Below are 14,358 nucleotides of genomic sequence, written 5' to 3' on the forward strand. Positions count from 1 at the left end.
ATACTTCGTTCTATGCGTTATCTGATTCAGTCGGCAAACTTTCGTCAGATAGCGCTTTTTCTATTTCGTTTAATCTCTGAATAATTTCCTCAAATTCTTTTAAGTAGCAATGCATTAGATCGAATGTTTGTTGATGGTGAACCTGAGCTTCATGATAGCCGTATGCGTATAACATCAAATCACTTTTTGTTTCTGGCTGTTTTTCGAATTTATACATATCATCGCCGAACCACGAGTGTGTGCTTAAAAGAAAATCATATTTCTGTTTTAATACTTCTAAATCTGCTTTTAAATTTGCTAATTCAAAATTCATTATTCGTTGTCTCCTTTTGGAAATTTGATAATATTATCCGATGGAATTGGATAACCATAAAAAGTACATAAGTTTTTAAATTTAGTCATTTTATTTTTATAATCCTCATATAATTCTTCATATTTAGGATACAGATATAGAACTTCTGAACGAATATGATCATTAAGCACATGCACTATTGCTCTAGCTCCATCATGGTCACCTTCCTCTTTATATGCTTTTACCTGTTCTTCTAAGCCTCCGGATAATTCGGAAAGTCTTTCTAATTCGCCTTGTGCAACACTTAGGCTAGCAAGTGATAGTGTTACCTCTGCAATTGCATTTACAATCTCATTATTCATTTGTTTCTTCCTCCATAATTTCAACGTAATATTCCATTTCTTCAACTGCTCCCTTTAAATCTTCGATATCATCTTCAGTTAGAAATCGATTTACATTTGATTCTGCATAGTTTGTAGGGAAGTCTCTTAAAACTTCTATTGCATTGATTAGTTCTCTATACTCTCTATAATCAGCAAGAATCTGTGAGCGATCATCAGCATTTAAATTAGGATATTCTTTACTTAAAATTGATTCGTCATTAGCATGTTGTTTTTGAAAAAGTTTAATGATTTTTTTATTGATGGAATTATTTTTGAAAATACGTCCTCCATCTAAAACTTTTTTAATATTTTTAAAATCTTTGCCGTTTAAATTTTTCATTTTAACTACCTACCTTTTTCTTATTTTTGATTTCTGTAATACGTGATAAATCCATTTCTAACACTGCAATTTGAACATCGTTATTCACTTCAGGGAAGTTTTGTTCAAATACTTGTGGTGATACATTTAAAAGCAAATTGTGATTTGTATCCTTGATGTTATACCAGTTGAGAATCGTCTTTGTAATAATGACTTGTTCTTTCATCGTGTGACCACCTTATTAAGTTTTTTTAAATCATTATCGTGAATATTCATTTGAGATGTGATGTGATCCATAAATTCATCGACATCAGATTTCTTGAAACGATACGTTGAACCGACCATGTAATATTTGAGACCGTTTTTAATTAGTAGTTCTTCAATTGTTGGTTTACTCAAATTAAGATATTCGGATAATTCCTTGTAGGTCATGAAATATTTGTCATGCGCCAATTCCTCCACACGCTCATCAATAGCCTTTTGTAACATCTCACGTGCTTCGTTTTCATCAATGTTTATGTTGAACATTGGTTATGCCTCCTTTTGTAATTCTTGAATAACACTGAGGTTAAAAATTTTTTCTGGTTTTTCATCTAAACCAGAAGATATTTTTTGAATGGTTTCCAAGCTGGGATTTGATTTTTGAGATTCTAATTTGTATATAGTTGTTCTGCTTATCCCACTTTTTCTACTCAATTCAGTAATGGTAATTTTTTTATTTTTTCGTATTCTTTTGACGTTGTTAACCATGAATAACACCTCCTGTTTTATATAATAATCTATATTGAAATTTGTGTCAACTATGATTTACAATAAAATCAATAATTTGTTTAAGGAGTGATTTCTGTGAATGACTTTGGAAAGAAATTAAAAGAATTAAGAGGCGACCAATCAATTAGAGAAGCGTCTAGGAATATTGGTATAAGTCACACTTATTTAGATAGTTTAGAAAAAGGCATTGATCCAAGAACTGGCAAAGAAAGAAAACCTACAATTGAAGTAATCCATAAACTATCAAAATATTATAATGTTGATTTTTTTGATTTAAGCAGATTAGCAGGTGTGTTTGTATCAATTAAAGATACACCTAAAGAAGTTAAGCAAGAAGAAATTAACAAAATGAAGAAAAGATTTAGAGAATATTTCAACGATACAGAACTTATTGTTAAAGAAAATTATCTTGATATTATGTCAAAAAAGTTAAGTTATCGCGAAAGTATATTTTTGCAAAATTTATATAATTTTTATATTCAAGAAAAAGATTCTGATTATCTAAAAATAAAAGATGAAGAAGATACAGATATTTTAATTTTTATAGCTTCCTTGTTTAAAATATTAACTGAAAATAAACATTCTAATGATGACGAAATGTTCAAAGACATTTCGAATGATTTTAATAAATTCTTAAAATCGTACTTAAATGTTAAGTAGGTGAACCTTATGGCAACATATGAAAAACGTGGCAACACATGGCGTTATCGTATTTCTGCAGGTAAGAATCCAATTACCGGCAAATATAAATATATCTCTAATTCAGGTTTCAAACGTAAATCAGATGCTAAACACCACGCTGAAATGATTGAACGACAATTGCGCACTGGTGAATATATAGCACCTTCTTCATCTACATTCAAACAAGTGGCTGATGATTGGCTTAAACAATATGCTAATGAAGTGAAAATAAGCAGTGTGAGAGCTCGTGAGAAAGCCATACATCACGCTATACAACGTTTTGGGACTTATCCGATACAAAGTATCAAGAAACATGATTATCAACGCTTTGTGGACGATATGAGCGCTCAGTACAGTAAGAACTATGTTGATAGTATTGTGGCATCTACAAACATGATATTTAGATATGCTTATGATATGAAGATAATTAAGGCGCTTCCTAGTGAAGGTATTAAACGACCTAAAAAGAAACGCACTGTTGAGGAATTAGAAGATACTGAGATACATAAAAAGTTTCTTGAAAAAGATGAATTATTTGAGTTCTTACAAGTGGCAAAATATAATCATTCACCACAAAATAGTTTTGAAGTCTTTACCACATTAGCCTATACAGGCATGCGTGCTGGTGAATTACTAGCATTAAAATGGGCTGATATTGACTTTGAGAACAACACGATTAACATTACTAAAACTTATTACAATCCTAATAACAATAAGAAAAAGTATCAAATACTGACACCAAAAACTGAAAGCTCTATCGGTAAAATTTCAGTAGATCCAAATGTAATAAAGATGTTGCGTGAGTATAAGATAAATGTGCAGGCCAATTGGAAAGATGAACTGTATGAAGATAATAATTTTGTATTTACAGATAATAACGGGTATCCACTTGTGATTAAAAAGTTGCAGTTATGGATCAAAGCGATACTTAAAAAGACTAATATTAATAAAAACATCTCCACTCACTCATTCCGTCATACACATTGCGCTTTACTTATAGAAGCTGGTGTACATATTAAAGAAATTCAGGAACGCTTACGTCACAAAGATATCAATACCACAATGAACATCTATGCTAAAATCACAAATTCATACAAAAAAGACGCTTCCCAAAAGTTTAGCCAACTCATGGAAAACGTCTCAAAAGAATTATTTTAAAATTTCTATGACCAAATTATGACCATTGAGCATGACAAACGTTGATATAACGGTGTTCAGTGGTCTTTTTACATCATGCCTGGCATGCCACCCATTTGAGGGGCTTCATTGCCTTTTTCTTCAGGAATATTTGCGACTACTGCTTCTGTAGTTAAGAACATCGCTGCGACACTTGCTGCGTGTTGTAGAGCTGAACGTGTCACTTTCGTTGGGTCAACAATACCCGCTTCTAACATATTCACCCATTCATTAGTCGCTGCGTTAAAACCTACACCAGGATCAGCATTTTTCATGCGTTCAACAATTACAGATCCTTCTAAGCCAGCATTTTCTGCAATTTGACGTACAGGGGCTTGTAAAGCTTTTAATACGATATTAATGCCTGTAGCTTCATCACCTTCAGCATCAATGTCACTCACGTTTTTGTATACGTTCATGAGCGCTGTACCACCGCCTGCGACAATGCCTTCTTCTACGGCTGCACGTGTAGAGTTCAGCGCATCTTCAATACGGAGTTTACGTTCTTTTAATTCAGTTTCTGAAGCAGCGCCAACTTTAATCACTGCAACTCCGCCTGCTAATTTTGCTAAGCGTTCTTGTAATTTTTCACGATCAAAATCAGAATCTGTTTCTTCGATTTGCGCTTTAAGTTGATTTACACGTGCGTCAATATTCGTTGGATCTCCATCACCATCAACGACTGTCGTGTTATCTTTTGTCACTTCTACTTTGTTCGCAGTACCTAACATATCAATCGTCGCTTCTTTTAATTCTAAACCTAAGTCATCGGTAATGACTTGTGCGCCTGTTAAAATAGCTAAATCTTCTAACATTGCTTTACGACGATCACCAAAACCTGGTGCTTTTACAGCAACAGCCGTAAATGTACCACGCATACGGTTTAAGACTAGGTTCGTTAAAGCATCACCATCAACTTCGTCAGCCACAATAAGAATTGGGCGATTAGATTGAACAATTTGTTCTAATAAAGGTAAAATATCTTGGAATGAAGAGATTTTTTTGTCTGTGATTAAAATATATGGTTTTTCTAACTCAGCCGTCATTTTGTCTGAATCTGTCACCATATATGGAGATTGGTAACCTCGATCAAACTGCATACCTTCAACCACGTCTAATTCAGTGTTAAAGCCGCTTGACTCTTCAATAGAAATCACACCATCGTTACCTACTTTTTCCATTGCCTCTGAAATAAAGCGTCCTACTTCTTCGTCAGCAGCTGAAATCGAACCTACTTGTGCAATTTCTTCTTTATTTTCAACTTTTTGAGAAATATTATGAAGTGATTCAATAGCTACTGACACTGCTTTGTCAATCCCTTGGCGAATACCTACAGGATTGGCACCGCTTGTCACGTTTTTAAGACCTTCTTGAATCATTGCTTGTGCAAGGACAGTTGCTGTTGTTGTACCGTCACCAGCGATTTCATTTGTTTTGTTCGCTACTTCTTGCACAAGTTTTGCTCCCATATTTTCATAAGGATCTTCAAGTTCGATTTCTTTAGCAATTGTCACCCCATCATTTGTAATAAGAGGCGCAGTAAATTCTTTATCTAAAACAACATTACGACCTTTAGGACCAATCGTCACTTTAACAGCATTTGCAAGTTGGTCTACACCACGTAACATTGCTTGGCGTGCGTCTTCAGAAAATTTTAATTGTTTTGCCATAGTGCATAAACCTCCATCATCATAAAAATTATTAATAAACTAAACAAACTCAAATTTTATTTCGACTATTTATTCTTCAATAATTGCGAGTATTTCGTCTTCATTGAGTACGAGATAAGCTGTTTCGCCTCTTTTAATTTCGGTACCTGCATATTGTTGAAACACAACACGATCGCCAACGCGAACTTCTGGTTCAACACGTTGTCCGTTATCTAAAACTCGACCTGTGCCTACTGCTACGACTTCACCTTCATTTGATTTTTCTTTCGCAGAATCAGTTAAAACGATACCACTTTTAGTAGTTTGTTCACGTTCTTTTTTTTCAATTACAACGCGGTTTCCTATTGGTTTAAGCATGTGTTGTTGCCTCCTTGAGTTGATACTAATTTAGCACTCGAAACACTTAAGTGCTAATACACTTCCAATAATAATCAAAGTTAGTCAAAACTTCAAGTATTAAACCTTAGTTTGTTGAGTCAACTATAGAGATACGTTATGATAAGATTATCAAACTAGGAGGTCAAATATGAATCGAATTCTCGTTTCTGTTCTAACAATCGTTTTATATTTACTTGCTCAATTTGCACCTGCTATCCTTAATCAATTGGGCTTAATTTCTCATCATCAAAATCAGTTAGAACTTATGAAACAACTTATACATATTCAATTAATTGGTTTTATTATTGCCGCAATACTTATCTTAATCATGCAAATCCGGGTTAAAAACCCTTTACAATTTGAGCTTCCACCTAAAGAACCTAAACGCTATATTGTTCCTTGGATTCTTGCAGGTCTTGCCATTGTCTTAATCGCTCAGATTATAGTGAATGTGATTAGCGTCTTCTTATTAGGTAGCAATCCCGCAAGCGAAAATACAATGCGCTTAATGAAGATTGCGAAACAAATGCCGATCTTTATTTTACTCATTGCTATAATTGGCCCGCTACTTGAAGAATTTGTTTTTAGAAAAGTGTTATTTGGTGAATTATATCAGTTGCTAAAAGGGTCTAAATCATTACGTTTTATCATAGCGAGTATCATCAGTTCAGCTATTTTTGCGATCGCACATATGGATTTTTCTCATTTTTTAGCTTACTTTATTATGGGAATTATTTTCTCTAGTTTTTATTTTTATACAAAGCGTTTAAGTATTTCAATTGGGATTCATATGGCTCAAAATGGGCTCGTCGCATTGGTGCAGTTCATGATACCTGAAAAAGTAGTTGAGGAATCTTTAAAAAATGCACAATTGATTCACTATTTCCTTATCTTCTTTTAATTCTATATTTAGCTTTTATTTAAAAGCCAAAGAAAAAGACGACTTTCTCTTTTTGTAAGAGAGGGTCGCCTTTTCTATTAATTTCCATTTTTAATTCTTCTCCATATGAGGTAACTAAATCCAGCAATCAATATCAAGCTCGCTAAACCTATCCCTATATACTTTAAAAAATTTAATCCTTCACGTGCCCTATTATGACCATTACCATTTTGTTTTGCTTCTAAATTTTCTCCATTTTGGTTAATTTCACGAACCTTATCATCATTATGATGAGTTGCACTTATCTTCCCTGACATTTTTCGATCATCTGGCAAAGCGCCAATCTCTCCAGTGATGAGTGCAAGTATTTTACGATCTAAATTTTGATAGTAACGGTCGGTCGATAATGGGTTAAATTCATTTTCTCTATCAGAAAACCCTACACTACTTATGTCATTCCTACCTTGAGGTATCTCAGGGGATGTAGAGGTATTATTTTGATAATAACTTGGCAATAAGAAATCATTATTGATTAAATCACGATTGATTGGTTCATTGTTCATTGCATTTTGAAAATCTCCTCTATTACCGGATTGACTTGGATCGTATGGTTGTTGGTTGTTGCCATCATGATTTTGAGTTGATGTGTCATTTTCTCCTGACTCACTTGGATAATTTGGACCTCTAGGATTTTCACCTGAAGGAGCTTGTTGCCCATGAGAAGTTCCATTGTCTGATGTCGGTTTATTAGGTTGAGAAGGCCCTGGCGTTGGAGGCTGTTCTGTTGATGACTCTTCTGTCGACGGCTGCTCCGTTGATGGCTCCTCGGTCGACGGTTGTTCCGTTGATGGTTCCTCTGTCGATGGCTGTTCTGTTGATGGTTCCTCTGTCGATGGCTGTTCTGTTGATGGTTCCTCGGTCGATGGCTGTTCCGTTGATGGTTCCTCGGTCGATGGTTGTTCCGTCGACGGTTCCTCTGTTGACGGTTGTTCCGTTGACGGTTCCTCTATTGACGGTTGTTCCGTTGACGGCTGTTCCGTTGACGGTTCCTCTGTTGACGGCTGTTCCGTTGACGGTTCCTCTGTTGACGGCTGTTCTGTTGATGCTTCCTCTGTTGACGGCTGTTCTGTTGATGGCTCTTCCGTCGATGGCTGTTCTGTCGATGGTTCCTCGGTCGATGATTGGACAGTACGTTGGGTGGCATTGTTAGGTGTCACGCTATCTTCAGCATTTAGATTGGATATCATATGACTAGGCGCATACAATAACGTTCCGGCCATGAATAATGAGATATTTAAAATTTTTAGCCCTTTTCTTCTTTTTGATTTAAGCACTCGGTCGTACACCTCCCTTACATTCATTTTAATCAGTTCTAGTATAAACAAAAGAGACTTTAAATACCAATGGACATACTTCTAAGTCCCCTCGCTTTAAAGATGTTAATGCTTTTGTCTTTTGTATGCATTTGTAAAGTTTAGTACAATAATGCTAACTATACTAAGGGGGTTATGAGATGAAGGTACAATTATTACAATTTTATGTCACGCCTCAGTCTCCTTCTATCAATGAAGAAAAAATAAAAACACTTTTTAGAGAACATATCCAGTCAGATACAGATATCGTTGTTTTGCCGGAAATGTGGAATAACGGTTATGCACTTGAAGCACTTGCGACCCACGCCGACCAGGATTTATCACGTTCATTTACATTTATCCGCCAATTAGCTGAAGAATATCAGGTCGATATCGTTGCAGGTTCTGTTTCTAATCATCATGATAAGGGGCTTTACAATACAGCATTTGCAGTTAGCCGCAATGGTGCCAAATTATACGAATACGATAAAATTCATCTCGTACCTATGTTAAATGAACCTGATTATTTAGATCCAGGTTCAACCGTCCCATACGTTTATGAGTTAAGTAATGGTACACCTGTCTCACAAATCATCTGTTATGATTTGAGATTTCCAGAATTAACACGTTATCCCGCTGCTAGCGGTGCTAAAATCTTATTTTATGTTGCACAATGGCCCAAAGCGAGACAAGATCATTGGCGAAAATTATTACAAGCAAGAGCCATCGAAAATGATATGTATGTGATTGCCGCAAATACATGTGGAAATGACGGAAATACAGAATATGCAGGCCATTCAATGATAGTGAGCCCCAACGGAGAAATAATTGAAGAAGCTGGAAATGAGGAAACAATTCTTAGTGTGACTTTGAATTTGAAAGATGTCGACGAACAACGTAAAAAAATTCCAGTTTTTGAAAACTTGCGTCCGGATATCTATCAACATTTTGAGCATTAAAAAAGGCGAGCTTGGGAGGGGCTCGCCTTTAAATTTAATATTAAGGGAATGTTTATTTGTTTACAGTTATTCTATTTAATTAATTGGGGATGTTATTAATTATGAAAAAATTTAGTGAATTTACCGATTATTAAATGTTTACAATAGTCTCAATATAGAAACCTGATTTTAAGCTTCAATTACTAATGGAAAAAGATTTTTAGCATTTGGGAGAATGATTACTTCTTAGTGAATTTTTCAATAGTTTCGACGATTAACTTAATGAAAGCAAAAACTGTGTTAACGATATCTCCAGCCATAAGTAAAGCACCTCCTCATTATAAAGTATTCCAAGACATTAGAGTTTGCACTAGTGAAGTAAGCTGAGCGAAGAATACAACACATCGTGCTAAATAAACACTTAGGTATCACAAGGGCGTAATACCGAACCACTTAATGTGATTATGGTTATATTAAAACACTTAACATTCCCCTTGTGTGAGAGAGTGCCTAGATTGCAGAAAAACATGCTTAGATGTACATTATTTATGTTAATTTAATATGAAATTCATGTTAATAAAACAGTTAGGCATAAAAACATAACAGTTACGCAAAAAGCATTTTTTTGAATTAATTGTACTTTATAATATTGAATAAGGGGGAAAGCCATGAGATTTGTTGATACAGCCATCGAAAACTTAGCATTAAAACTTCAAAAGAGACAAAATCTAGATCACATTGACTATCTAAAAGTACGATTAGGTATGCAAGTGTTCGTCACGAATCTCTTTAAAGGTATCGTCACCTATGGATTGGCAATCCTTCTCCATATATTCTTATACACACTCACAGTTCATATCACTTATTTTCTTTTAAGACGTTTTTCACATGGGGCTCATGCGAAAAATTCACTATTATGCCATGTTCAAAATATTATTTTCTTTATATTAGTACCATGGCTAATAGTTAAATATGACATACCATTCTGGTTTATGTTATTCTTAACTATATTAGGATGGATATTTGTTTTTTACTATGCTCCTGCTGCAACACGTAAACAACCGATTAAACACTCTCGTAAACGAGCCCTTAAAATAAAGTCTTTAAGTTTGATGACGCTTTATTTTATATTGTTTTTATTCGTTCCAGAGCCGTTTAACCATTTAATCGCATTTGGAGCATTTTTACAATCAGCAACACTATTACCTGTATTTTTTCCTAAGGAGGAGTAAAAATGGCTATTTTCGAAACACTTTTTAATTTATTCACTGCACTTTTCAAAACTTTAGGTAACTTTGCTGCTATGGATCCATGTACTGGATTTTTTGATGAACCTGAAGTTCCTCAAGAGTTAAGAGAAACAGAATAATTTATAACCATTTAGAGAGTGTGTGTAAGAATTGGAAATTCTAAATATTATTTTTATTACCGTTTTCCAAGTTTGTGTCTATTTTGCTGTAATAAATATTATCATAATCGAAAAAATAAATTACAATCTCAGGGATTATCTTTCTATTATTATAGGAGTGGTAATCCCTAGTACTGTTTTATTCATATTTTTTGGAAGAAATAGTCTAATTGCTTTAGTGGTAGGTTACCTCATTTTCTTTTATTACAAAAAGAAAGTTATTGGTTTAATTGCTGTTTTATCGAGTGTTTTAATTCTTGTCGTTTGTGACTTTATGGCAACTTGGTTTTACTATTATATCAATGAATTAACGGTACACCCTACTATCTTATATTTAATTTATTCATTTGTCTTCACTTTACTAGCATTTATTACTGCTTTAATAGTAAGACTATTAATGACTAAGTTAAAATATACATGGCTATATGGGAACAAAATATATTTAATGACATTGATGATTTGTTTATTAACATTTTTCGTTGTTCTATTTATATTTCTCCCTACTCAAGTAGAAACAATGGCGGAATATAAAATCATCGGTATTTTCTACTTCACCTTTGTCGCTATTTTTATCGCAATATTATTATTAGTCACAATCACAACGTCACGAGAAATTAATTATCGTAGAAGTCGTCAAGAAGTTGAAGATTATTATAATTACACACTTCGCATTGAAGAAGTCAATAAGAGAATGCGTAAATTTAGACATGATTATATTAACATTTTGTCTACAATGTCAGAGTATTTGCGTGAGGATGATCTCGAAGGATTGAAAGCTTATTACGACAAGCATATTATCCCACTAAAAGATCATTTTGAAGCAAATACGTTGAAGTTGAACGGTGTTGAAAATCTAAAAGTTAAAGAAATTAAAGGTGTAATAACGACCAAAATTTTACAAGCACAAGAACGTAAAATTGAAATCAGTGTTGAAGTCGCTGATGAAATCAATCAAATTAATATGGAAATGATTGATTTAAGTCGTGTCTTAGGGATCATTATGGATAATGCGATTGAAGCTTCCATGAATGTCGAAGAACCTATGATTCAAATTGCATTCATTAAAACTGATCAATCCGTGCTCATCATTATTATGAATAAAGCACCCGAAAACCTTCCAAAATTACATACATTGTACCAAGAAGGGTTTTCAACTAAAGGTAAAGATCGAGGTTTAGGTTTATCTACTTTAAAAGAAATTACAGATAGTAAAAGGAATGTATTTTTAGAAACTACGATTGAAAATAACTACTTTATTCAAAAATTAGAAATCATGAATAGTGATGATTAAGGATGTGAACCCATTTGAAAATTTTAATTTGTGAAGATGATCCTAAACAAAGAGAACGAATGGAATCCATCATTCGAAATTATATTATGATTGAAGAAAAACCTATGGAAATTGAAATTTCGACGAGTGATCCCTATGCTTTACTCGAAGCTTCTAAAAACATGAATGATATTGGTTGTTATTTTTTAGATATTCAACTCGAGTCTGATATTAATGGGATTAAGTTAGGAAGCGAAATTAGAAAACATGATCCTGTTGGTAATATTATTTTCGTTACAAGTCATAGTGAATTAACCTATTTAACATTCGTATACAAATTGGCGGCCATGGATTTTATTTTTAAAGATGATGTCGATGAGTTACGCACGCGAGTCATTGATTGTCTTGAAACAGCTTTAAAACGTCTTGATTTGCTTACTAAAGATAATACGGTTGAAACAATGGAATTAAAACAAGGGAGCAATTCTGTTTATGTGAATTACGACGATGTTATGTTTTTTGAATCCTCTCCAAAATCACATCGTCTTATTGCACATTTAGATAATCGTCAAATTGAATTTTATGGGAATTTAAGAGAATTAGCACAAATCGATGATCGTTTTTTCCGTTGTCATAATAGTTTTGTCTTAAATCGCCACAATATCACGCATGTGGATGCAAAAGATAGAATTGTCTATTTTAAAAATGATGAGTTTTGCTATGTCTCTGTAAGAAACATTAAGAAAATCAAAAATTAATGAATATATTAACCCCCCCTTTTACTTGTCCTTATTTCAAGTAAAAGGGGGTATTTTTAGGTTTTCTGTCAAATCGGACTGGTCACATTAAATCAAGGAATTAAGGTAATAATAAATTGCTTAACTCCATTTTTGTTGTGAGAGTATAAATTCTTGAACGTTATTGGTTATTTCAATACTACTTAAATCTGTAAAACTGAGTCGTAAAATAGAATTTATAACGCTTGTGAATAAATATAGCGTATTTGATTGGTTCCTAAGCCGAGACTTCTGAGGCATCTAGCCGAAACCGAAAATCCATTTTAAGCTTGAGATTATCTCAATCTTAAACTATGGATCACCTATTCACATATGTTCATAGGTGTACTGAATACGTAACTCATTTCATTCGTAACGTTTTCATGCAGAGGTGAGGCGCCTAGAAAAGCGAGGCTTTATGGAATAATCAAATACATGAAATTATTTATACATCAGTTCGATTTATTATAGAAACTATTTTTATTGTTTGCTTTTAAGATCGTATTTCGTCATTTTCAAATAAACTTGCCCAGAATCCGTCACAACTTTAATTTTATTCGCATTTGGTTTTGGGAAAATCCGTGAAGTTAACACTTTTTCACCTTCATTACAGAAGATTTCTATACTTGATGTATCTACAAAAATGCGTAACTGTTGTAAGTCTGATTTTAACTTTGCCACACGTACTGTCCCTTCTACGGGATGTGGGAGCTCACCACTGTCAAAACGATCTAATAAGACTTCTTTTGTTCTTGAGTCGTAACGAATAATGGTGGCTTCTTGTTTTGATGCTCTTAAGTGAAACTCAATGGCTGAGGCTTCATTTTCTAATATATCGACAATCAGTTCATATTGTTCCCCTTCATAGGGATGAAGTTGTTTGATAAATTTATTCGCATAACCGAGCGCTGTTTCTTTATTATGGCGTAGTTTACGTAAATCCATATGTGGTTTTTGTTTCAATACTCCTGCCTCATACGTTAAAATACGTGGCACGGTTAAACAATGTGCCCATCCTTCTTTATCAGTAGGATATTCTGTATCAGGAAGCCCCATCCAACCAATGATAACTCGGCGTTTGGCCTCATCTAAAAAGCTTTGTGGCGCATAAAAGTCAAATCCATTATCTAACTCAACAAAACCGTCATGTTTAAAGTGTAGCGTCTCAAAATCCAACGTCCCCATAATATATCCACTTTGATAAATATTTTGATAATCGTTATCTTCAGATTCTAAACCTTGAGGACAAAATAAAAGGACGTCTTTTTGATTGATTTGAAAATAATCAGGACATTCCCACATATATCCAAAGGAAGAGAGGTCCGTTTGGATTTCACCTTTAAATATCCAAGTTTCTTCTGGATGTACCGCTTCATAAACCAATACTGTCCCTGTTTTATTTTCTCTTTGTGCCCCTATCACAGCATATAAACGACCATCTTTTAGAAATACTTTAGGGTCTCTAAAATGTTCGGTATAGCCTTCAGGAGGTCCTGAAATTACAGGTTGTGTCAACTTTTCAATCGTACCGTTTGGATGAACTTTCGCAAGCATTTGACTACTTTTTCGTTCCCATGTAGCTGTCCTCAAGTTAGCGGTATACATATAGTAAAGTTGCCCATTAAACTCAAATGCACTCCCGCTGTAAACGCCGTGACGATCATATTCCGTATCTGGACGTAGTAATACACCTTGTGGTTTGAAATCAACCAAATTTTTTCCTTTGTAGTGAAACCAATATTTCAAACCATGTACCGGACCTAAAGGAAACCATTGATGAGAGAGTAAATATTGACCTTGGAAATAGATGAGGCCGTTGGGGTCATTGAGTAACCCTGTTTCGGGTTGTATGTGATAATGTTGCCGAAATGGAGATGCGGCCACACGCGTTTTAAGTTCATCTAACTCCTCTTGACGCACATCTTCTAATTTTTGATAACGCTTTTCGCGACTCCATTGTTCCATTAAACTAAGTTGCCTCCTTTAAAACTATTGTCGCACCCCTTCATACTAGGGTGTTTATGTATGTACTGAAATGGACGCCTTATCACGTTCGTTTCAAGC

The 14,358-nt window shown here is 34.2% G+C and carries 18 protein-coding genes; 8 read left to right on the forward strand and 10 right to left on the reverse strand.

Going from position 1 to position 14,358, the window contains the following annotated elements:
- Positions 1 to 10 precede the first annotated feature (10 nt).
- From tscT to G8Y84_RS09115, 6 genes are read right to left on the reverse strand one after another with little or no spacing between them, the layout of a single operon-like run.
- Positions 11 to 313: a type II toxin-antitoxin system toxin TscT gene (tscT, locus tag G8Y84_RS09090; protein ID WP_165806307.1), complete on the reverse strand. Its 303-nt coding sequence runs from the start codon at positions 311 to 313 to the stop codon at positions 11 to 13.
- Positions 313 to 654, reverse strand: a complete 342-nt coding sequence (locus tag G8Y84_RS09095; RefSeq protein WP_165806308.1) for a hypothetical protein — start codon at positions 652 to 654, stop codon at positions 313 to 315. The genes tscT and G8Y84_RS09095 overlap by 1 nt, the downstream gene beginning before the upstream one ends.
- Positions 647 to 1,015 (reverse strand): pathogenicity island protein, encoded by a 369-nt coding sequence (locus tag G8Y84_RS09100; protein ID WP_165806309.1) that lies wholly within the window; start codon positions 1,013 to 1,015, stop codon positions 647 to 649. Before G8Y84_RS09100 ends, G8Y84_RS09095 begins: the two co-directional genes overlap by 8 nt.
- Position 1,016: 1 nt before the next feature.
- Positions 1,017 to 1,220: a pathogenicity island protein gene (locus G8Y84_RS09105; RefSeq protein ID WP_136732201.1), complete on the reverse strand. Its 204-nt coding sequence runs from the start codon at positions 1,218 to 1,220 to the stop codon at positions 1,017 to 1,019.
- Positions 1,217 to 1,522 (reverse strand): helix-turn-helix domain-containing protein, encoded by a 306-nt coding sequence (locus tag G8Y84_RS09110; RefSeq protein WP_165806310.1) that lies wholly within the window; start codon positions 1,520 to 1,522, stop codon positions 1,217 to 1,219. Before G8Y84_RS09110 ends, G8Y84_RS09105 begins: the two co-directional genes overlap by 4 nt.
- 3 nt (positions 1,523 to 1,525) lie before the next feature.
- Positions 1,526 to 1,744 (reverse strand): helix-turn-helix transcriptional regulator, encoded by a 219-nt coding sequence (locus tag G8Y84_RS09115; protein WP_037551098.1) that lies wholly within the window; start codon positions 1,742 to 1,744, stop codon positions 1,526 to 1,528.
- A 96-nt stretch (positions 1,745 to 1,840) separates the two neighbouring features.
- Here G8Y84_RS09115 and G8Y84_RS09120 point away from each other — a divergent pair, with 96 nt between their 5' ends.
- A complete protein-coding gene (locus G8Y84_RS09120; RefSeq protein ID WP_165806311.1) occupies positions 1,841 to 2,425 on the forward strand; it encodes a helix-turn-helix domain-containing protein in 585 nt (194 codons plus the stop codon).
- A gap of 9 nt (positions 2,426 to 2,434) precedes the next feature.
- A complete protein-coding gene (locus G8Y84_RS09125) occupies positions 2,435 to 3,604 on the forward strand; it encodes a tyrosine-type recombinase/integrase (RefSeq protein WP_165806312.1) in 1,170 nt (389 codons plus the stop codon).
- A gap of 68 nt (positions 3,605 to 3,672) precedes the next feature.
- Here G8Y84_RS09125 and groL read toward each other — a convergent pair whose 3' ends face one another.
- Together groL and groES are read right to left on the reverse strand one after the other, a co-directional pair.
- The gene (groL, locus tag G8Y84_RS09130; protein ID WP_037575682.1) at positions 3,673 to 5,292 is read right to left on the reverse strand and encodes a chaperonin GroEL; all 1,620 of its coding nucleotides are present in this window, start codon (positions 5,290 to 5,292) and stop codon (positions 3,673 to 3,675) included.
- Between the two features lie 69 nt (positions 5,293 to 5,361).
- Entirely contained in the window at positions 5,362 to 5,649 is a 288-nt protein-coding gene (groES, locus tag G8Y84_RS09135; RefSeq protein WP_037575681.1) for a co-chaperone GroES, read from the reverse strand.
- A 169-nt stretch (positions 5,650 to 5,818) separates the two neighbouring features.
- Between groES and mroQ the strand changes: the two genes are divergently transcribed.
- Positions 5,819 to 6,571: an intramembrane glutamic endopeptidase MroQ gene (mroQ, locus tag G8Y84_RS09140; protein ID WP_037575680.1), complete on the forward strand. Its 753-nt coding sequence runs from the start codon at positions 5,819 to 5,821 to the stop codon at positions 6,569 to 6,571.
- A gap of 77 nt (positions 6,572 to 6,648) precedes the next feature.
- Here mroQ and G8Y84_RS11505 read toward each other — a convergent pair whose 3' ends face one another.
- Complete coding sequence (locus G8Y84_RS11505) at positions 6,649 to 7,884, reverse strand: SdrH family protein (protein ID WP_165806313.1); 1,236 nt, start codon at positions 7,882 to 7,884, stop codon at positions 6,649 to 6,651.
- A gap of 179 nt (positions 7,885 to 8,063) precedes the next feature.
- Here G8Y84_RS11505 and G8Y84_RS09150 point away from each other — a divergent pair, with 179 nt between their 5' ends.
- The 5 genes from G8Y84_RS09150 (at position 8,064) to agrA (ending at position 12,276) form a co-directional block, all read left to right on the forward strand.
- Positions 8,064 to 8,861 (forward strand): carbon-nitrogen family hydrolase, encoded by a 798-nt coding sequence (locus G8Y84_RS09150; RefSeq protein WP_037575679.1) that lies wholly within the window; start codon positions 8,064 to 8,066, stop codon positions 8,859 to 8,861.
- Positions 8,862 to 9,508: 647 nt separating this feature from the next.
- On the forward strand, positions 9,509 to 10,072 hold the full coding sequence (locus tag G8Y84_RS09155) for an accessory gene regulator AgrB (RefSeq protein WP_037575678.1): 564 nt from the start codon (positions 9,509 to 9,511) through the stop codon (positions 10,070 to 10,072).
- Positions 10,073 to 10,074: 2 nt separating this feature from the next.
- A complete protein-coding gene (agrD, locus tag G8Y84_RS09160; RefSeq protein WP_069191685.1) occupies positions 10,075 to 10,209 on the forward strand; it encodes a cyclic lactone autoinducer peptide AgrD in 135 nt (44 codons plus the stop codon).
- A gap of 31 nt (positions 10,210 to 10,240) precedes the next feature.
- Positions 10,241 to 11,539, forward strand: a complete 1,299-nt coding sequence (agrC, locus tag G8Y84_RS09165; RefSeq protein WP_165806314.1) for a quorum-sensing sensor histidine kinase AgrC — start codon at positions 10,241 to 10,243, stop codon at positions 11,537 to 11,539.
- Between the two features lie 14 nt (positions 11,540 to 11,553).
- Positions 11,554 to 12,276, forward strand: coding sequence for a quorum-sensing response regulator AgrA (gene agrA / locus G8Y84_RS09170; protein WP_037575675.1), 723 nt, complete (start codon positions 11,554 to 11,556; stop codon positions 12,274 to 12,276).
- A gap of 498 nt (positions 12,277 to 12,774) precedes the next feature.
- Here the strand turns inward: agrA and G8Y84_RS09175 are convergent, their stop codons facing one another.
- The gene (locus G8Y84_RS09175) at positions 12,775 to 14,259 is read right to left on the reverse strand and encodes a sucrose-6-phosphate hydrolase (protein WP_165806315.1); all 1,485 of its coding nucleotides are present in this window, start codon (positions 14,257 to 14,259) and stop codon (positions 12,775 to 12,777) included.
- Between the last annotated feature and the right edge of the window lie 99 nt (positions 14,260 to 14,358).

The sequence above is a fragment of the Staphylococcus sp. 11511212 genome, assembly GCF_011394755.1.
GTDB classification, from domain to species: Bacteria; Bacillota; Bacilli; order Staphylococcales; family Staphylococcaceae; genus Staphylococcus; species Staphylococcus chromogenes.

Excerpts from the sequence above, each read along its gene's own strand:
- G8Y84_RS09125 (WP_165806312.1), top strand. The coding sequence starts at position 2,435 with ATGGCAACATATGAAAAACGTGGCAACACATGGCGTTATCGTATTTCT.
- groES (WP_037575681.1), bottom strand. The coding sequence starts at position 5,649 with ATGCTTAAACCAATAGGAAACCGCGTTGTAATTGAAAAAAAAGAACGT.
- G8Y84_RS09095 (WP_165806308.1), bottom strand. The coding sequence starts at position 654 with ATGAATAATGAGATTGTAAATGCAATTGCAGAGGTAACACTATCACTT.
- G8Y84_RS09175 (WP_165806315.1), bottom strand. The coding sequence starts at position 14,259 with ATGGAACAATGGAGTCGCGAAAAGCGTTATCAAAAATTAGAAGATGTG.
- G8Y84_RS09100 (WP_165806309.1), bottom strand. The coding sequence starts at position 1,015 with ATGAAAAATTTAAACGGCAAAGATTTTAAAAATATTAAAAAAGTTTTA.
- mroQ (WP_037575680.1), top strand. The coding sequence starts at position 5,819 with ATGAATCGAATTCTCGTTTCTGTTCTAACAATCGTTTTATATTTACTT.
- G8Y84_RS09150 (WP_037575679.1), top strand. The coding sequence starts at position 8,064 with ATGAAGGTACAATTATTACAATTTTATGTCACGCCTCAGTCTCCTTCT.
- G8Y84_RS09110 (WP_165806310.1), bottom strand. The coding sequence starts at position 1,522 with ATGTTCAACATAAACATTGATGAAAACGAAGCACGTGAGATGTTACAA.
- G8Y84_RS09155 (WP_037575678.1), top strand. The coding sequence starts at position 9,509 with ATGAGATTTGTTGATACAGCCATCGAAAACTTAGCATTAAAACTTCAA.
- G8Y84_RS09115 (WP_037551098.1), bottom strand. The coding sequence starts at position 1,744 with ATGGTTAACAACGTCAAAAGAATACGAAAAAATAAAAAAATTACCATT.
- groL (WP_037575682.1), bottom strand. The coding sequence starts at position 5,292 with ATGGCAAAACAATTAAAATTTTCTGAAGACGCACGCCAAGCAATGTTA.
- agrD (WP_069191685.1), top strand. The coding sequence starts at position 10,075 with ATGGCTATTTTCGAAACACTTTTTAATTTATTCACTGCACTTTTCAAA.
- G8Y84_RS09105 (WP_136732201.1), bottom strand. The coding sequence starts at position 1,220 with ATGAAAGAACAAGTCATTATTACAAAGACGATTCTCAACTGGTATAAC.
- tscT (WP_165806307.1), bottom strand. The coding sequence starts at position 313 with ATGAATTTTGAATTAGCAAATTTAAAAGCAGATTTAGAAGTATTAAAA.